Source organism: Halomonas sp. GD1P12, from assembly GCF_025725645.1.
Taxonomy (GTDB): Bacteria; Pseudomonadota; Gammaproteobacteria; order Pseudomonadales; family Halomonadaceae; genus Vreelandella.
In genome coordinates this window covers 2,114,975-2,132,005 of record NZ_CP107007.1, presented here as the reverse complement: position 1 = coordinate 2,132,005, position 17,031 = coordinate 2,114,975, and the positions used below count along the sequence as shown (strand labels likewise).

The 17,031-nt window shown below is 62.8% G+C and carries 22 protein-coding genes; 10 read left to right on the top strand and 12 right to left on the bottom strand.

All coding sequences use genetic code 11. The features are described 5' to 3' along the window. Complete coding sequence (yjgA, locus tag OCT39_RS09990) at positions 1-531, bottom strand: ribosome biogenesis factor YjgA (protein WP_263584322.1); 531 nt, start codon at positions 529-531, stop codon at positions 1-3. 93 nt (positions 532-624) lie between these two features. Between yjgA and pmbA the strand changes: the two genes are divergently transcribed. Beyond that, positions 625-1,965, top strand: coding sequence for a metalloprotease PmbA (gene pmbA, locus OCT39_RS09985; protein ID WP_263584321.1), 1,341 nt, complete (start codon positions 625-627; stop codon positions 1,963-1,965). Positions 1,966-2,039: 74 nt separating this feature from the next. On the opposite strand, the gene OCT39_RS09980 is transcribed toward pmbA, so the two are convergent. The 11 genes from OCT39_RS09980 to OCT39_RS09930 all read right to left on the bottom strand — a co-directional run bounded on the left by OCT39_RS09980 (position 2,040) and on the right by OCT39_RS09930 (position 9,938). Continuing rightward, positions 2,040-2,579, bottom strand: a complete 540-nt coding sequence (locus OCT39_RS09980; RefSeq protein WP_263584320.1) for a hypothetical protein — start codon at positions 2,577-2,579, stop codon at positions 2,040-2,042. A gap of 72 nt (positions 2,580-2,651) precedes the next feature. Beyond that, on the bottom strand, positions 2,652-2,921 hold the full coding sequence (locus OCT39_RS09975) for an HPr family phosphocarrier protein (protein WP_263584319.1): 270 nt from the start codon (positions 2,919-2,921) through the stop codon (positions 2,652-2,654). A gap of 55 nt (positions 2,922-2,976) precedes the next feature. After that, the gene (rapZ, locus tag OCT39_RS09970) at positions 2,977-3,891 is read right to left on the bottom strand and encodes an RNase adapter RapZ (RefSeq protein WP_263584318.1); all 915 of its coding nucleotides are present in this window, start codon (positions 3,889-3,891) and stop codon (positions 2,977-2,979) included. Between the two features lie 96 nt (positions 3,892-3,987). Next, entirely contained in the window at positions 3,988-4,458 is a 471-nt protein-coding gene (locus OCT39_RS09965) for a PTS sugar transporter subunit IIA (protein ID WP_263584317.1), read from the bottom strand. 4 nt (positions 4,459-4,462) lie between these two features. Next, entirely contained in the window at positions 4,463-4,771 is a 309-nt protein-coding gene (gene hpf / locus OCT39_RS09960) for a ribosome hibernation-promoting factor, HPF/YfiA family (RefSeq protein ID WP_263584316.1), read from the bottom strand. 81 nt (positions 4,772-4,852) lie between these two features. Continuing rightward, positions 4,853-6,265 carry an RNA polymerase factor sigma-54 gene (locus OCT39_RS09955; protein ID WP_263584315.1) on the bottom strand — a complete coding sequence of 471 codons (1,413 nt, stop codon included), beginning with the start codon at positions 6,263-6,265 and terminating at the stop codon, positions 4,853-4,855. Between the two features lie 105 nt (positions 6,266-6,370). Then, positions 6,371-7,096: an LPS export ABC transporter ATP-binding protein gene (lptB, locus tag OCT39_RS09950; protein WP_263587325.1), complete on the bottom strand. Its 726-nt coding sequence runs from the start codon at positions 7,094-7,096 to the stop codon at positions 6,371-6,373. A 34-nt stretch (positions 7,097-7,130) separates the two neighbouring features. Beyond that, a complete protein-coding gene (gene lptA, locus OCT39_RS09945) occupies positions 7,131-7,622 on the bottom strand; it encodes a lipopolysaccharide transport periplasmic protein LptA (RefSeq protein ID WP_263584314.1) in 492 nt (163 codons plus the stop codon). Positions 7,623-7,624: 2 nt separating this feature from the next. Then, positions 7,625-8,263, bottom strand: coding sequence for an LPS export ABC transporter periplasmic protein LptC (lptC, locus tag OCT39_RS09940; RefSeq protein WP_263584313.1), 639 nt, complete (start codon positions 8,261-8,263; stop codon positions 7,625-7,627). A gap of 121 nt (positions 8,264-8,384) precedes the next feature. Beyond that, on the bottom strand, positions 8,385-8,915 hold the full coding sequence (locus OCT39_RS09935; protein ID WP_263584312.1) for a KdsC family phosphatase: 531 nt from the start codon (positions 8,913-8,915) through the stop codon (positions 8,385-8,387). A gap of 36 nt (positions 8,916-8,951) precedes the next feature. Further along, positions 8,952-9,938: a KpsF/GutQ family sugar-phosphate isomerase gene (locus OCT39_RS09930; RefSeq protein WP_263584311.1), complete on the bottom strand. Its 987-nt coding sequence runs from the start codon at positions 9,936-9,938 to the stop codon at positions 8,952-8,954. A gap of 272 nt (positions 9,939-10,210) precedes the next feature. On the opposite strand from OCT39_RS09930, the gene OCT39_RS09925 reads away from it, so the two are divergent. From OCT39_RS09925 to hisD, 9 genes are all read left to right on the top strand, one after another. Continuing rightward, positions 10,211-11,032 carry an ABC transporter ATP-binding protein gene (locus tag OCT39_RS09925; RefSeq protein ID WP_263584310.1) on the top strand — a complete coding sequence of 274 codons (822 nt, stop codon included), beginning with the start codon at positions 10,211-10,213 and terminating at the stop codon, positions 11,030-11,032. Then, positions 11,032-11,832, top strand: coding sequence for a lipid asymmetry maintenance ABC transporter permease subunit MlaE (mlaE, locus tag OCT39_RS09920; protein WP_263584309.1), 801 nt, complete (start codon positions 11,032-11,034; stop codon positions 11,830-11,832). The genes OCT39_RS09925 and mlaE overlap by 1 nt, the downstream gene beginning before the upstream one ends. Before the next feature lie 15 nt (positions 11,833-11,847). Continuing rightward, positions 11,848-12,312: an outer membrane lipid asymmetry maintenance protein MlaD gene (gene mlaD, locus OCT39_RS09915; RefSeq protein WP_263584308.1), complete on the top strand. Its 465-nt coding sequence runs from the start codon at positions 11,848-11,850 to the stop codon at positions 12,310-12,312. 77 nt (positions 12,313-12,389) lie between these two features. Further along, positions 12,390-13,049 (top strand): phospholipid-binding protein MlaC, encoded by a 660-nt coding sequence (locus OCT39_RS09910; protein ID WP_263584307.1) that lies wholly within the window; start codon positions 12,390-12,392, stop codon positions 13,047-13,049. Further along, a complete protein-coding gene (locus OCT39_RS09905; protein ID WP_263584306.1) occupies positions 13,046-13,384 on the top strand; it encodes a lipid asymmetry maintenance protein MlaB in 339 nt (112 codons plus the stop codon). The genes OCT39_RS09910 and OCT39_RS09905 overlap by 4 nt, the downstream gene beginning before the upstream one ends. 103 nt (positions 13,385-13,487) lie before the next feature. Then, the gene (locus tag OCT39_RS09900; RefSeq protein ID WP_263584305.1) at positions 13,488-13,739 is read left to right on the top strand and encodes a BolA family protein; all 252 of its coding nucleotides are present in this window, start codon (positions 13,488-13,490) and stop codon (positions 13,737-13,739) included. Between the two features lie 10 nt (positions 13,740-13,749). Beyond that, on the top strand, positions 13,750-15,012 hold the full coding sequence (gene murA, locus OCT39_RS09895; RefSeq protein ID WP_263584304.1) for a UDP-N-acetylglucosamine 1-carboxyvinyltransferase: 1,263 nt from the start codon (positions 13,750-13,752) through the stop codon (positions 15,010-15,012). 27 nt (positions 15,013-15,039) lie between these two features. Beyond that, positions 15,040-15,696: an ATP phosphoribosyltransferase gene (hisG, locus tag OCT39_RS09890; RefSeq protein ID WP_263584303.1), complete on the top strand. Its 657-nt coding sequence runs from the start codon at positions 15,040-15,042 to the stop codon at positions 15,694-15,696. Between the two features lie 10 nt (positions 15,697-15,706). Further along, the gene (hisD, locus tag OCT39_RS09885; protein WP_263584302.1) at positions 15,707-17,020 is read left to right on the top strand and encodes a histidinol dehydrogenase; all 1,314 of its coding nucleotides are present in this window, start codon (positions 15,707-15,709) and stop codon (positions 17,018-17,020) included. Positions 17,021-17,031: the final 11 nt, after the last annotated feature.

Below are 17,031 nucleotides of genomic sequence, written 5' to 3'. Positions count from 1 at the left end.
TTAGAGAACGAGCGTTTCGCGAAGGTGTTTGAAAAGCTTGCGGGCGCTGGCCGGCGGCTTTTCCTGCTCACGCTCCTTTTGAGCGTTGCGAACGAGCTGGCGAATGGCCTGGCGATCCGCGGTGGGGTGCTCCGCCATGAACGCATCGACCGCCGGGTCGCCTTCGTCGATCAGCCGGTCGCGCCACTTTTCGAGGCGGTGAAAGGCGTGATCGCGCTGGTTCTTCTCCGCTTCAATGGCGTCGAACACCGCCTGAATCGCGTTCAGATCCTCCTTGCGCACCAGCTTGCCTACGTACTGCATGTGGCGCCGGCGACCTTCATGGGAGCGAATGCGGGAGGTTTCATCGATGGCGGCGAGCATGTCGTCGGAGAGCGGAAAGCGCGCGCGCTCGGCGGGCCTCATCGCAATCAGCGTTTCGCCCAGCGCCTGCAGCTCGTGCATTTCGCGCTTGAGCTGGGATTTGCTGGGCCGCTCCGGGGCGTCGTCGAGCTCATCGAAAGACTCGACCGCAGGGCGTTTTTTAGGCATACGTCACTCACTTGATAGATTTGTCGCCGGCTAGTATATCAGCTGCGACCCTTACATTGATCCGCCCGCGACAGCGGCGATAAGGAGAACGTTATGGCACAGGCATTCGACGCGGCCGCGCAGCAGCAGGAGCTCGTCGCGCGGGCCGAAGAGGCGCTGGCGCTGGCCAAAAAGCTGGGCGCCGACCAGGCCGAGGTAGGCGCCAGCGTCGACCAGGGGCTGTCGGTGAGCGTGCGCTTGGGTGAGGTCGAAACCGTCGAGCTTTCCCGGGATCAAGGCATCGCGGTGACGCTTTACGTGGGCAGCCGCAAGGGCAGCGCGTCCTCCAGTGACGCGAGTTCCGCCTCGATCAAGGCGGCAGTCGAGAAGGCGCTGTCGATTGCGCGCTATACCGGTGAGGACCCGGCGGCGGGACTCGCCGAGGCCTCCCTGATGGCCACCCACCTGCCTGATCTCGACGTGCATCACCCCTGGGCGCTGGATACCGAGCGCGCCACGGAGCTCGCGCTTGCCTGCGAGCGCGCCGGGAGCGAGGTGGCCGGCATTCATCAGTCCGAAGGCGCCTCGCTTTCAAGCGGCGAGGGTGTGCGGGTGTACGCCAATAGCCACGGTTTCGTAGGCACGCAAAAGGGCAGCAGTCACTCGCTCTCCTGCATGCTGATCGCCCAGGATGAGCAGGGCATGCAGCGCGATTTTGATTACACCAGCGCCCGCGACCCGCGGGCGCTGAGAGACCCACAAAGCGTGGGGCGCGAAGCGGCCAGGCGTACCCTGCGCCGGCTGGGCGCCAAACGCCCGCCGACCGGCACGTTCCCGGTGCTGTTCGACCCGTCTCTGGCATCCGGGCTGGTGGGGCATCTCATGGGAGCGCTGGCCGGCGGCGCGCTCTACCGCGAGGCCTCTTTTTTGTGCGACAAGCTGGGCGAGCCGCTGTTTCCCGAGTGGTTCAACCTCGAGGAGCGCCCGCTGGAAGTCGGCGCCATGGCAAGCTCGCCCTTCGACGGTGAAGGCGTGCAGACGCGCCACAACCGCTTTATCGAAGATGGGCGCATCGCAAGCTATATGCTCTCGTCCTACAGCGCCCGGCGTCTTGGCATGACCACGACCGGCAATGCGGGCGGGGCGCGCAACATCCGCCTCGAAGCGCCGCAGGAAAGCCTGGAGTCACTGCTGGCGCGCATGGGGCGCGGCGTGCTGGTGACCGAACTGATGGGCCAGGGCGTGAACAGCGTAACCGGCGACTACTCCCGCGGCGCTGCGGGTTTTTGGGTCGAGAACGGCCAGATCCAGTATCCGGTCGAGGAGTTCACCATCGCGGGTAATCTGATGACGATGTTCAAGGGCCTCCAGGCGCTGGGCGACGACATCGATACCCGGGGCAGTATCCACACGGGAAGCTGGCTGGTCGACGCCATGACCGTCGCCGGCGACTAAACGCGCAACACGTACGATAGCCCGCGACGGCTCGAACTGCGTCGCGGGTTTTTTTATGGGTAGCGTTTTTCAAATTAGCTTTTGGGGCGGTACTGGGCGTCCAGGTTCAGGCGCTCGAGCAGACGCTCGAACAAAAAGTACTCGGGCCCGGCGAGCGAGCGACTCAGGCAGTCCAGATACTCCCGGCGTGGGTAGCGCCGCCAGCGCGGCAGCTTGTAAGCGTCGAGGTCGATGGCCACCATGCGGCCCTCATGGACCAGAAAATTCTCGGTGTGCAGGCCGCGACAGTGAATGCCCTCGTGATCGAAAGCGGCCAGCGCGTCCAGATACTGCTCCTGTAGATTTGGGGAGTCGAGAATGTGGGCCCTGAGCGGCTCACCGTGGACGTTGTCGGTGACCAATCGGTAAGGGCGGGCCTCGACGATGCGCGGCGTGGCGATACCGAGCGCCTCCAGGCGCGCGGCGACCAGGGCGAAGTTGTGCCCAGGGTAGGGGCGAATGCGCGTTAGATAGCGCAGCCGGTCGAAGGCCTTGGGATGAAAGGTTTTGATGAAATGATCGCGGGCCGGGTCGAAATAGACCCGGGAGTACTTACCGGTCTGAATGAGCTGCATGATGGGGCCCGATAGATGAGCATCGGCCGCTGAGAACCGATCGATGAAAAGGCGTAGCGCCCTGGACGGGGATCAGGCGTCCTCGTCGAAGCGCGCCTCGAACAGCGCCTGTAGGGCGTCCAGCGCCGCCTCGGCGTCGTCGCCCGTGGCCTCTACAACGAGCTCGGTGCCGCAGGGTGCGGCCAGCATCAAAAGTGACATGATATTGGCGGCATCGGCTTTCTGGGTCTGCCGGTAGACGTGCACGCTCGCCTCGAAACGCTGCGCGCAGGTTACGAGTTTGGTGGCGGCGCGGGCGTGCAGGCCGCGCTGATTGGTCAGTGTCAAACGTCTTTCTGGCACCTGTTTCCCTGTTTTCCGCTCGTTGCTTATGGTGGTGCTGATCCCGGCCCCTGCGTTACGCCGTTGATCGGTCGTCAACAGCGTTTGAGCCGCTCGTGGCGTCGAGGCTAAAGTGAAGGCCCAGCTCCCGGTGGCGCACTTGAACACCCCCGCGCGAGGCGAGCAGATCCTGCGCCAGCCGGTCGACCATGTAGACCGAGCGGTGCTGGCCGCCGGTGCAGCCAATCGCAACGGTCATGTAGCTACGCTGGCTATTCTGGTAGGCGGGCAGCCACTTCTCGAGCCAATCGAGAATGTCCTGGCGCATATCACCGACCACCGGGTAGCTCTCCAGAAAACCGACGATCGCGTCGTCACGACCGGTGTGGGGGCGTAGCGTCGGGTCCCAGTAGGGGTTGGGCAGGCAGCGAATGTCGAAGACGATATCGGCGTCCAGCGGCACGCCACGCTTGTAGCCGAAGGACTCGAGCGTGAGCGTAAGCTGGCTTTGGCGCTGGTGCCCCAGCTGGTCGGTGATGCGTCGGCGCAGATCGTGCACCGTGAGCCGCGAAGTGTCGATCATCAGATCCGCCAGCTCGCGAATGCCGAATAGCGTCTGCTCCTCCTGGGAAATCGCCTCTTCCAGCGTCATGTCGCTGTCGCGGGTGAGCGGATGGCGCCGACGAGTGGCGGAGTAGCGCTCGAGCAGCGTGCGCGCGTCGGTGGTCAGATAAATGACCTGAACGCGGGTGCTGCCGTTTTTGATGTCCTGGAGCAGCGCAGGGAAGCGTTCGAGCGCGGTGGGCAGATTGCGTGCATCGATGCTCACCGCCAGGTGCGTGCGCTCACCGTGCTGGCCAAGCTCTTCGACCAGCGAGCCCAAAAGCATTGCCGGCAGGTTGTCGATGGCGTAGTAGCCCAAATCTTCCAGCGCCTGAAGCGCAATGGACTTCCCCGACCCGGAGCGGCCGCTGATGATCACAAGTTGCATCGTGTCTCTCTTCGGTCAGTGAGCGCTCTTATCGGCACACGCCTGTACGTAAGCGCGATTGCGATTGAAGGGCCGGGAAAAGCGAAGGTGGTGGGCTTACCCCTGCGCCTGCTCGCGAATGCGGGCGGTGACCAGCTCTAAAAGCTCGCGCTGGCTTTCACACTTTCGAAACTGCGCGCGGGTCGTGGCGTCGTTCATGATGGTGGCGACCTGGCCCAAAAGCGCCAGATGCGTGTCGTCCGCCTCTTCCGGTACCAGCAGCACGAACACCAGATCCACCGGATCGCCATCGATGGCGTCGAAGTCGACGGGTTCGGCGAGCTTTAGAAAGCCGGCGATCGGCGCGCTGCAGTGCGGACTTCGGGCGTGGGGAATCGCGACCCCATTGCCGATGCCGGTACTGCCAAGGCGCTCACGACCGACCAGCCGGCTGAAGACTTCCTGACTATCCAGGCTCGGTGTGTTTTGAGCGATGAACGTGCTGAAGAACTCCAGCACCCGTTTTTTGCTGCCCCCGGGGACGTCGAACAGCACGCGCTCCGGGGGGAGTATGGTTTCCAGGGTCATCGAATTAACGCACGCCAGCGCCCTGGGCGCGGGCCTGTGCTTTTTCCTTGTGTTTTACCAGTTGGCGGTCGAGCTTGTCGGCCAGGGCGTCGATGGCGGCATACATATCGTTGTCCTCGGCTTCGGCGTGTACGTCGGCGCCCGAAGCATGCAGCGTGCAGGCGGCCTGCTGACGCTCCTTTTCGATCGACAGCGTCACCTGCACGGTGGTGATGTTGTCGTAGTGGCGTTCGATACGCTCGAGTTTCTCGTTGACGTAGTCACGCAGGGCGTCTGTCAGTTCCAGGTGATGACCGGTAATGTTCACTTGCATCGACGTACTCCTAATCCAGGACTGTCCTTCGATTGTAACCCTTTTTCCGCCATTGCAAAGCCCTGCCGGCAAGTTTCCCGTTTAACGTAAACGGCGCCGCTCACTGGAGGAGGGAATGCCCATCGCTTCGCGGTATTTGGCCACGGTGCGCCTGGCCACGTTGATGCCGTTGGCCTCGAGTAGCGTGACCAAATGGCTGTCCGATAGCGGCTTGCCTGGCGTTTCGTCTTGAATCAGTTTTTTGAGCCGGGCGCGGATCGCGGTGCTGGAGTGGCTGTCGCCGCCGTCCTGACCGCTCACCTGGCTCGAGAAAAAGTACTTGAGCTCGAATACGCCGCGGGGCGTGTGAATATATTTTTGCGTCGTGACCCGCGAGATCGTCGACTCGTGCATCTCCACCGCTTCGGCGATGTCGGCGAGAATCAACGGTTTCATCGCTTCTTCGCCGCGCTCCAGAAAACCGATCTGGCGAGCGATGATTTCGCGGCCAACGCGCAAAAGGGTGTCGTTTCGACTCGACAGGCTCTTGATCAGCCAGCGCGCCTCCTGCAGGTGTTCTTTCAAGAACTGATTGTCCTGGCTCTTGTCGGCGCGCTTGATGAGGCTGGCGTAGTCCGGCTGAACGCGAAGCTTGGGCAGCGCCTCCGGATTGAGCTCGAGATGCCAGCCTTCCTGGTCGTGACGGACCACCAGGTCCGGGGTGATGTAGCTTTGGTTGGTGGCACCAAAGGCGCTGCCCGGGCGCGGGTCGAGGCTTCGAATCAGCCGAACCACATCGTCGAGCTGCTCGTCATCGAGGCTGAGGCGGCGTTTCAACAGGCGCAGGTCGTTTTTGCCCAGCGCTTCCAGAAACTGACGCACCAGGCGCCGGGCCTGCATCAGCAGCGGAGTATCGTCGGCAAGCGCTGCCAGCTGTAGCAGCAGACACTCGCGCAGATCGCGGGCGAACACGCCGGTGGGCTCGAACTGCTGCACGCGCAGCAGCACGTTTTCCACCTCCCGCTGGCTCAGGCCGTCCAGGCCCTGGGCCTTAAGGCCTTCGCGAATGTCGTTAAGCGGCTGGGTCAGGTAGCCGTTGGCATCCAGCGCATCGATCAGGCTTTCGGCAATGGCATGGTCTCGTGGGCTGGTATCCGTCATCGCCAACTGCCACAACAGATGCCCCTGAAGGCTTTGGCCAGTGGCCTGGCGCTCGAAATCCGGGCCTTCGCCGCTGCCACCGGCGGCCATGTCCTGGTAGGTGTCGGACCATTCGCTGTCGGTGGCAAGCTCCTGGGGGATGCTCTCTTCCCACTCGGTTTCTGGCGTCTCCTGGGTTGTCTCTTCGCCGAATTCGTCTTCCTGCTCTAAAAGCGGGTTGGCGTCGAGCGCCTGCTGGATCTCCTGGCGCAGGTCCAACGTCGAGAGCTGCAGCAGGGCGATAGCCTGCTGCAGCTGCGGTGTCATGGTCAGCTGCGTACCGACGCGCAGCTGTAGAGAAGCTTTCATGACCATCGAAGAACCACTCGTTACTCGTAAAGCTCCACACTAGAGCGAGACGGGGTTCGACGCAAGTGCAATAAATATGCCACTACCCGGAACTTTATGGTTGTCACCGGGTTAGAGGCGAAAATCTGCGCCCAGATAGACCTCGCGCACCTTTTGATCGCCAAGAATGGCGTCGGCGTCGCCGCTTGCGATGATATGGCCGTCGCCGACGATATAGGCGATGTCGCAGATATCCAGCGTCTCACGGACGTTGTGGTCGGTGATCAACACGCCGATATGGCGCGCCTTGAGCGCAAGGATGATCGACTTGATCTCGCCGACGGAAATTGGATCCACCCCGGCGAAGGGTTCGTCGAGCAGGATGAAGGCCGGGTCAGTGGCCAGCGACCGGGCGATTTCCACGCGGCGGCGCTCGCCACCGGAGAGGCTCATCCCCAGGTTGTCGCGAATGTGGGTGATGTGAAAATCTTCCAGCAGCTGCTCCAGGCGCGCCTGGCGGGCAGGGCGGTCCAGCTCCTTGCGCGTCTCCAGAATGGCCATGATGTTGTCGGCCACCGAGAGCTTTCTAAAGATCGATGCCTCCTGGGGCAGATAGCCGATGCCGGCGATGGCGCGTTCGTGCATCGGTGCCCGGGTCAAATCCAGCTCGTCGATACCTACGCTTCCGGCATCCGCCTTGACCAGCCCCACGATCATGTAAAACGAGGTCGTCTTGCCCGCCCCGTTAGGGCCAAGCAGGCCCACGACGCTGCCCTGGGTGATCTCCAGATTGATATCCTTGACCACCCGGCGGCGCTTGTAGCTTTTGGCCAGGTGGCGGGCGTGAAGCGTCTTGATCGCTTCAGGTTGGGTGCTCGACACGATGACTCTCCTATTGCGCGGGCTGCAGCGTCATGCGAATGCGCTGGTTGTCGCCACCGCTGACGTCGGAGCGCGCCTGAACCACTTCGCGGTCGATAAAATACTCCAGCCGCCCGCCACGAAAGCGGTCGCTGCGCTGGGTGAGCTCGGCCTGATCGATCAGCTCGACCCGGCGCTCGCTGACGTGGTAAACGATGCGTCGCGCCCAGCCCTCCATGGGCGCCGGCTCATTTTCGAGCTGGTTGCGAAGATAGGCGCGCTCGCCGGTGGCGGTCGCCTGGGAGAGCTCGCCGGCATCGTTGCGCGTGATTTCGACGCGGTCGCCGCGAATCTGCATCTCGCCCTGGCGAATGTTGACGTTGCCGGAATAGACCGCGGTGCCCGCACGCTGGTCGAGGTCGAGCCGGTCGGCTTCCACTTCGACGGGCGCCTGGCTGGTTTGCGCCTGGGCGGTCAGCGGCAGCGCCAGGCTCAGCAGTGCGATTCGTAAATAAGCGTGCATAACTACTCCTGCAAGGTGGAATCCGAAACGGTAGGGTCCTGGGGTGTCGGGTCGGCGGCTTGTCGCGCTTGAACCGGCGGATGCGTGCCGCGCACGTTGTCGCTCATGCGTACCTGGCTTTCATCGAGCCAGACGTCCATGCGCTCGGCACTCATACGTTGGGGCGGCTGCTGCAAAAGTGCGGGCGCCTCGGTATAGGCGTGGCGCTCGAGACCCTCGTAGTGTAGGCGCTCGGTATCGAGCTGCCAGCCCTCGTCCGGGGCGAGCAGCCGGGCGTTGCCTTCCAGGATCAGCGTCTGGCGCTCGTTTTGCAGCGTGCCATGATCGGCGCTGGCAAGCCATTGACGCTGCTCACTGTCGTAAAGCGTTGCCCGCGGCGCCTCGATTTCGGTCAGCGCGCGCTGGGGCGTATGCACCAGCCGCGGCGTATCGAGGCGCTGAGAGACCCCGCCGGTGTCGTTGAAAAGCGTAAGCCCTGCATTCTCGAGCACGTGGCCGGGCTCTTCGCGCTGTACGTCCGGGTCGACCGCGACCGTCGCCGGGCCGCCCGGGTCCAGCCACACAAGCCAGGCGCCCAGGGCGATGACCAGGGCGGGAAGCCAAAGGCGTTTTTTGATCCGTCTTGCCGTCGAGCCCGGCATCGTGTCACCTCGGGGTCGGTTCAAGGGCGGCTTTCGTCGAGGAGAGCCGTTGAGTCTTGCGCGCGATCATCGCGACCGCAAGGTTATAGACAGGTAGTCATGTTAAAGATAGGTAGTCATGTTAAAGATAGGTATCCATCACCGCGTCCCAGTGGCCCTGGGTCATCAGCAGCGTGTCGCAAATTTCGCGCACCGCGCCGTGGCCGCCGAGCGCATCGGTGATCCAGTCGGCGTGGGTGTGCATATAGTCCGGGGCGTTGGGGACGGTGATGCCGACGCCTGCGCGCTTGATGCACTTGAGATCCGGCAGATCGTCACCGCAGTAGGCCACCTGATCGAGATCCAGTGATAGCCGCGAGCAGAGCGCTTTAAGCGTGGCGAGCTTGTCCTCGACCCCCTGGTGGACGTGGGTGATACCGAGGGCGGCGGCGCGCTGGCTGACCATGGGAGAGTCGCGGCCGGTAATCAGCGCAACGTGAAAGCCGGCGCGTTTGAGCAGTTTGAGCCCGTGTCCATCCTGGGTGTGAAACGCCTTGATCTCGATGCCGTCGGCCTGGAAATAGAGGCGTCCATCGGTCATGACGCCATCCACGTCGATGGCGAGCAGGCGAACGTTACGAAGGCGGTCGTTGAGAGCATCGGGTACGGCCATGGGGACTCCGTTATCATCAAGTAAGGTAAACGTTGATCAAATCACGCCGCTGGAGAGCAGGTCGTGCATGTGTAAGGCACCGATCGGGCGCTCGTGTTCATCCACGACCGCCAGCGCCGTGATACGGCTATCTTCCATCAGGCGTACCGCTTCGGCGGCGAGCATGTTGGGCCCCACGCGCTTGCCGGGCCGTGTCATCACCTCGTCGACGCTGACTTCGCGAAGGTCGAAATGCTCGTCCAGGGTGCGGCGCAGATCGCCGTCGGTATAGACACCGGCCAGACGCCCCTGATCGTCCACCACGCAGGTAAAGCCCAGCCCCTGACGGGTGATTTCCAGCAGCGCATCGCGTAGCGGGCTTCCAAGCGCCACCGTCGGCAGGCGATCGCCGCTGTGCATCAAGTCCTTGACGCGCAAAAGCAGGCGCTTGCCAAGACTGCCGCCGGGATGCGATAGCGCGAAATCCTCGGCGGTGAAGCCTCTCGCTTCCAGCAGCGCCACCGCCAGCGCATCGCCCAGTGCAAGGGCGGCGGTGGTCGAACTGGTCGGGGCGAGATCCAGCGGGCACGCCTCGCGGGCAACGCCGCTGTTTAGATGCGCATCGGCGTGAGTGCCAAGCGTAGAGTCCGGCCGGCCGGTCATGCTGATCAAGGGCACACCCAGACGCTTTAATAACGGCAGCAGCGCTGTGACCTCGGCGGTTTCACCGGAGTTGGACAGTGCGATGACCACATCGGCGCGGGTGATCATGCCCAGATCGCCGTGGCTCGCCTCGCCCGGATGGACGAAAAACGCCGGCGTACCGGTGCTGGCAAGCGTGGCGGCGAGTTTACCGGCGATATGGCCGGATTTCCCCATGCCGGTGACCACGACGCGCCCCTGGCAGGCGAGAATCAGGGCGCAGGCCCGGTCGAAATGTTCGTCCAGCTTCTCCTGGAGCTCGCCAATGGCGGCCTGCTCGATCGAAAGCGTGCGCAGGGCGCTTTCGCGTAAAGCGCCGGGGGTGCCGTGAAACGCGGGCATGAGGGCCTCTTGAATAAAGATGTCGTGGGACAGCGATCTAGAATAGCATTTTGCGCTGGCGCACTGGTACGGCCATTTTTAACAAGGCGTTAGCGCCTTTGGCGTCAAGGATTTGCGCGTTGGTTAAGGCGGCGACAGGTGGCGTTAAGGTACAATGTTCGCTACTATTCGAAAACACTGTTTTTTTTGAAAGCCGGTCCTGATGAGCCCGCGTTCCTGCGTTTGCGGTTAGTTGGTCAGCTATCCGCCCCAAGAGGAGGGTTTATCCACCCATGACTCCCGCGCCCTTCATCGAAATCGAAAATCTGCATTTCTCTCGCGGTGACCACGACATCTTCCGCGGTGTGAACCTTCGTATTCCGCGCGGTCAGGTCACCGCCATCATGGGGCCAAGCGGTACGGGCAAAACGACGCTTTTAAAGCTCATGGGCGGGCAGCTCACGCCGGACCGTGGACGGATTCTGATCGACGGTCAGGACGTGCACCGGCTTTCGCGCAAGGCGCTGTTCACGCTGCGAAAGCGAATGGGCATGCTGTTTCAAAGCGGGGCGCTGTTTTCGGATTTGAACGTATTCGAAAACGTCGCGTTTCCGCTGAGAGTACACACGGACCTCCCTGATGCCATGATTCGCGATCTGGTGCTAATGAAACTGCAGGCAGTGGGGCTGCGTGGCGCCCGCGAGTTAACCCCTGCCGAGCTCTCCGGCGGTATGGCCCGGCGCGTGGCGCTGGCTCGCGCCATTGCGCTCGACCCGGAGCTGGTGCTCTATGACGAACCTTTCGTTGGTCAGGACCCGATCTCGATGGGCGTGCTGGTCCAGCTCATCAAGCGGCTCAACGAAGCGCTCGCTTTGACGTCGGTGGTAGTGTCTCACGACATCAAGGAGACGCTGAGTATTGCCGACTACCTCTATCTGATCGCCGATGGTCAGGTCGTGTCCGAAGGCACGCCGGCCACCTTCGATACCAGCGACGACCCGCGGGTGAGCCAGTTCGTTCACGGCGAGCCGGACGGCCCGGTGCCGTTTCACTACCCGGCGCCGGGATTTTATAGCGATATGCTGGGCCAGACGCACCCCAAAAGGACAGGATGATGCGGTCACTACTAACGCAAGCCAGCCACCGCATCACGCGGTTCGGCCGTAAGGCGTGCGAAACCGTCGAAGCATTGGGCCGGGCCGGCGCGTTTCTCGCCCAGGCAGGCATTGGCGTTCCTTCCAGGGAAGGTTTTTCGCTGTGGCTTCGTCAGATGCACTTCGTGGGCGTGCTGTCACTGGCCATCGTGCTCGTCTCCGGGCTTTTTATCGGCATGGTGCTGGCGCTGCAGGGCTATACTATTCTGGTCGACTTCGGCGCCGAGCAGGCGCTGGGTCAAATGGTGGCGCTGTCACTGCTGCGCGAGTTGGCCCCGGTCGTAGCCGCCTTGCTCTTTGCCGGACGCGCAGGCTCGGCACTGACCGCCGAAATCGGCCTGATGAAGGCGACCGAGCAGCTCACCAGCATGGAGATGATCGGGGTCGACCCGCTCAAGCGCGTGGTCGCGCCCAGGCTTTGGGCCGGGTTCGTTGCACTGCCCATTTTGACCATTGGGTTCAGCGTCGTGGGCATTTACGGCGGCTACCTCGTCGGTGTCGAGTGGCTGGGCGTGTTCGAGGGCTCCTATTGGAGCAACATGCAGGCCAGCGTCTCTTTCATCGTCGATGTAGGCAACGGCATGATCAAGAGTCTGGTGTTCGCCCTGGTGGTGACCTGGATTGCGGTGTTCCAGGGGTATGACCTGGTGCCTACTTCCGAGGGGATTTCCCGCGCCACTACCCGCACCGTCGTGTACTCGTCTCTGGCGGTGTTGGGGCTCGATTTTGTACTTACCGCCGTGATGTTCGGCGGCCTTTGATAGCGGAGCACGTTGATGAAACGCAGTAAAACCATGGAGTTCGGCGTGGGTTTGTTCATGCTTGCGGGCATTGTCGGGCTGGTGTTCCTGGGCCTTCGGGTCAGCGGGCTGTCGCTGTCGGCGCCAACGCAAACCTTTCAGCTTCAAGCCAACTTTTCCAATATCGGCGGTCTAAAGCCCCGAGCCCGTGTGACCATGGCCGGCGTCACCGTTGGCCGGGTCGAATCCATCGATCTCGACACCGAGTGGTACGACGCCCGCGTCGTGCTGAGTCTGGACAGCGAGCTGGAAGGCCAGCTCTCCCAGGACTCGACCGCGGCGATTTTGACCGCAGGGCTTCTGGGCGAGCAGTACATCGGGCTTAGCGTCGGCGGTTCGCCCGAGATGCTCGAGGATGGCGGCGTGATTCGCGACACCCAGTCGGCGCTGGTGCTCGAGGAGCTCATTCAACAGTTCGTATCCAACATGGCGGGCAGCTAGCGGCTGAACCGTATAGATAGGTCAATATTCACCAGATCGACACTCACAAGACCCACACTCACAAAGAGGTAAGTGCCATGCAAGCGATCCAACACCCGCTCCGTTACTGGCTGACCGCGCTGCTGGCGGCGGTGGCCTTTGCTCTGCCGCTGACCGCAAGCGCCCAAAGCCAGTCGCCAGAGGCGATGATTCGTGACAACGTCACAAGTTTCATGTCGCGCCTGGAAGGGCGTAAGGACTACTACGCCAGCAATATCAACGAGCTCAAGGACGTCGTCGACGATACCCTCGACGAAGTGGCGGACTTTCGCTACATCGGCGCAAGCGTCATGGGCAGCTACTTCCAGAACGCTACGCCGGACCAGCGCAGCCGTTTCGCCCAGGTGTTTCGTCAAACGCTGATCGACACCTACGCCAAGGGCCTGGTCACCTACGACTATGAGGATCTGCGCGTACTCGACAACCAGCGCGGTCAGCGCTACGAGGACCAGGCCAGCGTCGATATGGAAGTTGTCGCCACCAACGGCCAGGTCTATCCGGTCAGCTACAGCCTGCGGCTTGCCAACGGCGAATGGAAGGTCGTCAACGTCATCGTTAACGGCATCAATCTGGGGCTGACGTTCCGCAACCAGTTCGACCAGGCGATGCGCCAGCAAAATCGCGACTACGATGCGGTCATTCGCAACTGGGCACCGGAAGTGGGCGTCGACGAGCTCGAGCGCGGAGGCGATGCGTGAGCCAGCTGTTACAGCACGGCGGCGTCACTCTCAGCCATTCAAACGAGGTGCTCGTGGTTGAAGGCGACTTGACCATGAACGTGGCGGCCCGAGTGGCCGCTGCGGGCACGCAGTGGCTCGAAAACGAGGCGACCTCCCGGGTCGCCTTCGATTTATCCGGCGTACAGGTGGCCGCGAGCGTGGCGATCAGCGTGCTGCTCGAGTGGCTTCGGACCTGCCGCGAGCGCGGGCTCGATGTCGAGCGAATTACGCTTTCTGCGCCTTTGATGCGGCTCGCCGTTCTGGCCGAGCTCGACGAATTGGTTGCTCATCCTCACCACGCGCTGACCGACTAATCCCCGCCCATCGCCAAGCGCGGCGCTTTTCTTTATGATGTCGGCTCCGTTTTCGACGACCGATGTTCAATTCACCGACGTCCCCAGAGGAGTTTTCTGTCTCATGCAACCCAACGAGGTAAAAGCGCTGCTTGAATCCCGCATCGACGGATGTGACTTTCATATTCAGGGGGAAGGTTGCAACTTTCAGGTGGTTGCCGTGGGGGAAGCCTTTGAAGGGCTTTCACCGGTCAAGCGTCAGCAGCTTGTCTATCAGGCACTGAGCGACGAAATCGCCTCCGGCGCGCTGCACGCGATCAGTATCAAAACCTATACTCCGGCGCAGTGGCAAACCGCGCCGGAAAACGCCCAATAAGAGGCGGAGCATGGATAAACTCCTGATTACCGGCAACGGCCGCGCCGACGGTGAAGTGTGGGCGAGCGGCGCGAAAAACGCGGCACTCCCCATTCTTTGCGCCAGCCTTCTATCGAAAGGGCCGGTCGTGATCGGCAACCTGCCGCACCTGCAGGACATCACCACGACCCTCGAACTGCTGGGCCGCATGGGCGTTGAGCCGGTGATGGGCGAGCGTTTGAGCATTCAGCTCGACGGCTCCCAGGTCACCGAGTGCCACGCGCCGTATGAGCTGGTCAAGAAAATGCGCGCCTCGATTCTGGTGCTCGGCCCGCTGCTTGCCCACTTTGGCCAGGCCGATGTGTCGTTGCCCGGCGGCTGTGCGATCGGCTCGCGCCCGGTGGATCTGCATATCCGCGGGCTGGAGGCAATGGGCGCCTCCATTCGCGTCGAAGCCGGCTACATTCGCGCAAGCGTCGATGGCCGCCTCAAGGGCGCGACCATCTACTTCGATACCGTGACCGTCACCGGTACCGAAAATCTGCTCATGGCGGCCACGCTCGCCGAAGGTAAAACGGTGCTGGAAAACGCGGCCCGCGAGCCGGAAGTGGTGGACCTGGCCGAGTGCCTGATCAAGATGGGCGCGAACATCAAGGGGCACGGCACCGACACCATCGTCATCGAAGGGGTCGAGTCGCTTCACGGCTGTGAGCACGACGTCATGCCGGATCGCATCGAAACCGGGACGTTTCTGGTCGCGGCGGCGATGACTGGCGGACGGGTGAAGGTGACGCGCACGCGGGCCGACATTCTGGAGGCGGTGCTCGCCAAGCTCGAGGAGGCGGGGGCCGATATCACCTGCGGCGAAGACTGGATCGAGCTCGACATGCACGGCAAGCGCCCGAAAGCGGTCAATATTCGCACCGCGCCGTATCCAGCGTTTCCTACCGACATGCAGGCGCAGTTCGTGGCCATGAACGCCGTGGCCGAAGGCCACTCGCGGGTGGTGGAAACCATCTTTGAAAACCGCTTCATGCACGTTCAGGAACTCAACCGCATGGGCGCCAACATCGCGCTCGAGGGCAACGCGGCGCTGATCACCGGGGTAGACCGGCTCTCTGGCGCGCCGGTGATGGCCACCGACCTTCGCGCCTCGGCCTCTCTCGTGATTGCGGCGATGATGGCCGAAGGCGAGACGTTGGTAGACCGCATCTACCATATCGATCGCGGCTACGAGTGCATCGAAGAAAAAATGCAGTTGCTGGGGGCGAAGATTCGCCGCATTCCCGGCTAGCCACGCGACCAACCACTGGCCTAATCCATGAGTAAGCAACTGATTCTGGCGCTCTCCAAGGGGCGCATTCTGGAAGAGACGCTGCCGCTTCTGGCCGACGCCGGCATTACGCCGGCGGAGGATCTCGGCAAAAGCCGCAAGCTGTTATTCGATACCAACCTGAGCGATGTCAAACTGGTCGTCATTCGCGCCACCGATGTGCCTACCTACGTCCAGCTCGGCGCGGCAGATCTGGGGATCGCCGGCAAGGACGTGCTGCTCGAACACGGCGCCGAAGGCCTTTACGAGCCCGTCGATCTCGACATTGCCCGCTGCAAGCTGATGACCGCGGGTGTTACCGGGCAGGCGCCCTTGAAAGCGCGTCGCCGGGTCGCCACCAAGTTCGTCAACGTGGCCCGGCGCTACTACGCCGAGCAGGGCATTCAGGCCGAGGTGATCAAACTTTATGGCGCCATGGAGCTTGCGCCGCTGATGAACCTCGCCGATGAGATCGTCGATATCGTCGACACCGGTAACACGCTACGCGCCAATGGTATGGAGCCGCGGGAGCTGATCGCCGAGATCAGCACGCGGCTGGTGGTCAACAAGGCTGCCATGACCATGAAGCACGATCGCATCAAACCCTTGCTTTCACGGCTGCAGGACGCGGTTTCAAAGCGCCAGGCAGCGTCTGCCCAACCCTGAGAGGTGTTCGATGAGTGATAAAGCGGCCTTGATCCACCGGCTCTCCACGGCCGACGGCGCGTTTGATGCAAGGCTCGACGCGCTGCTCGATTGGGAGGGGGTTTCCAACGAAGAGGTTCAGGCGCGGGTGAGCGCCATTCTTGCCGATGTCAAAGCACGCGGCGATCAGGCGGTGATCGAGGCGACCAATCGCTTTGATCGCCTCAGTGTTGCCAGCATGTCCGAGCTTTGCCTTGCGCCAGAGCGGCTCAAGGCCGCCTTCGATGGCCTGCCTTCGGATCAGCGTGAGGCGTTAAACGTCGCTGCCGAGCGCATTCGGCGCTACCACGAGCATCAAAAGCCCAGCGGCTGGCAGTATGAAGAGCCGGACGGCACGGTGTTAGGGCAAAAGGTGACGCCGCTCGACCGCGCCGGTATCTACGTGCCCGGTGGCAAGGCGGCGTACCCCTCGTCGGTGTTGATGAACGCTCTTCCCGCCCATGTGGCGGGTGTCGGCGAGATCGTCATGGTCGTGCCGACGCCGGACGGTGTGCTCAACGAGCTGGTGCTCGCGGCGGCGCACCTGGCCGGGGTGGACTACGTCTTCACCATCGGCGGCGCCCAAGCGGTAGCGGCGCTCGCGTTTGGCACCGAAAGCGTGCCGCGGGTCGACAAGATCGTCGGGCCGGGCAACATTTACGTGGCCACCGCCAAGCGCGCGGTGTTTGGTCAGGTCGGCATCGACATGATTGCCGGGCCCTCGGAAATTCTCGTGGTCTCGGACGGGCAGACCGACCCGGAGTGGCTGGCGATGGATCTCTTCTCCCAGGCCGAGCACGACGAGGACGCCCAGGCGATTCTCGTTAGCTGGGACGCCGAGCACCTCGACGCCGTCGAGCGCGCCATCGAGCGGCTTTTGCCTACGCTCGAGCGCGAGGCGATCGTGCGCGCGTCGCTCGCTCGGCGCGGCGCGCTGATTTTGTGCCAAAACGAGGAAGATGCGCTGGCGCTGGTCAATCGCGTCGCCCCCGAACACCTGGAGCTGTCGGTGGCCGAGCCCGAGCGGCTTGCCGAGCACGTGCGTCACGCCGGTGCGATCTTCATGGGCCGTTATACCGCCGAGGCGCTGGGTGACTACTGCGCCGGGCCGAATCACGTACTGCCCACCTCGGGCACCGCGCGGTTCTCGTCGCCTTTGGGCGTGTTCGACTTCCAAAAGCGCTCGTCGATCATCCACTGCTCTGCCGAAGGCGCCTCGGCGCTTGGCAAAACGGCCTCCGTGCTTGCCCGGGGCGAGTCGCTCACCGCCCACGCCCGCTCGGCGGAATACCGTATTCGCGATTGAGCGTCGGTAAG

Coding starts and splice junctions, on each gene's coding strand:
- yjgA (WP_263584322.1), bottom strand. CDS start 531: ATGCCTAAAAAACGCCCTGCGGTCGAGTCTTTCGATGAGCTCGACGAC.
- pmbA (WP_263584321.1), top strand. CDS start 625: ATGGCACAGGCATTCGACGCGGCCGCGCAGCAGCAGGAGCTCGTCGCG.
- OCT39_RS09980 (WP_263584320.1), bottom strand. CDS start 2,579: ATGCAGCTCATTCAGACCGGTAAGTACTCCCGGGTCTATTTCGACCCG.
- rapZ (WP_263584318.1), bottom strand. CDS start 3,891: ATGCAACTTGTGATCATCAGCGGCCGCTCCGGGTCGGGGAAGTCCATT.
- OCT39_RS09965 (WP_263584317.1), bottom strand. CDS start 4,458: ATGACCCTGGAAACCATACTCCCCCCGGAGCGCGTGCTGTTCGACGTC.
- hpf (WP_263584316.1), bottom strand. CDS start 4,771: ATGCAAGTGAACATTACCGGTCATCACCTGGAACTGACAGACGCCCTG.
- OCT39_RS09955 (WP_263584315.1), bottom strand. CDS start 6,265: ATGGTCATGAAAGCTTCTCTACAGCTGCGCGTCGGTACGCAGCTGACC.
- lptA (WP_263584314.1), bottom strand. CDS start 7,622: ATGCACGCTTATTTACGAATCGCACTGCTGAGCCTGGCGCTGCCGCTG.
- lptC (WP_263584313.1), bottom strand. CDS start 8,263: ATGCCGGGCTCGACGGCAAGACGGATCAAAAAACGCCTTTGGCTTCCC.
- OCT39_RS09935 (WP_263584312.1), bottom strand. CDS start 8,915: ATGGCCGTACCCGATGCTCTCAACGACCGCCTTCGTAACGTTCGCCTG.
- OCT39_RS09930 (WP_263584311.1), bottom strand. CDS start 9,938: ATGCCCGCGTTTCACGGCACCCCCGGCGCTTTACGCGAAAGCGCCCTG.
- OCT39_RS09925 (WP_263584310.1), top strand. CDS start 10,211: ATGACTCCCGCGCCCTTCATCGAAATCGAAAATCTGCATTTCTCTCGC.
- mlaE (WP_263584309.1), top strand. CDS start 11,032: ATGCGGTCACTACTAACGCAAGCCAGCCACCGCATCACGCGGTTCGGC.
- mlaD (WP_263584308.1), top strand. CDS start 11,848: ATGAAACGCAGTAAAACCATGGAGTTCGGCGTGGGTTTGTTCATGCTT.
- OCT39_RS09910 (WP_263584307.1), top strand. CDS start 12,390: ATGCAAGCGATCCAACACCCGCTCCGTTACTGGCTGACCGCGCTGCTG.
- OCT39_RS09900 (WP_263584305.1), top strand. CDS start 13,488: ATGCAACCCAACGAGGTAAAAGCGCTGCTTGAATCCCGCATCGACGGA.
- murA (WP_263584304.1), top strand. CDS start 13,750: ATGGATAAACTCCTGATTACCGGCAACGGCCGCGCCGACGGTGAAGTG.
- hisG (WP_263584303.1), top strand. CDS start 15,040: ATGAGTAAGCAACTGATTCTGGCGCTCTCCAAGGGGCGCATTCTGGAA.
- hisD (WP_263584302.1), top strand. CDS start 15,707: ATGAGTGATAAAGCGGCCTTGATCCACCGGCTCTCCACGGCCGACGGC.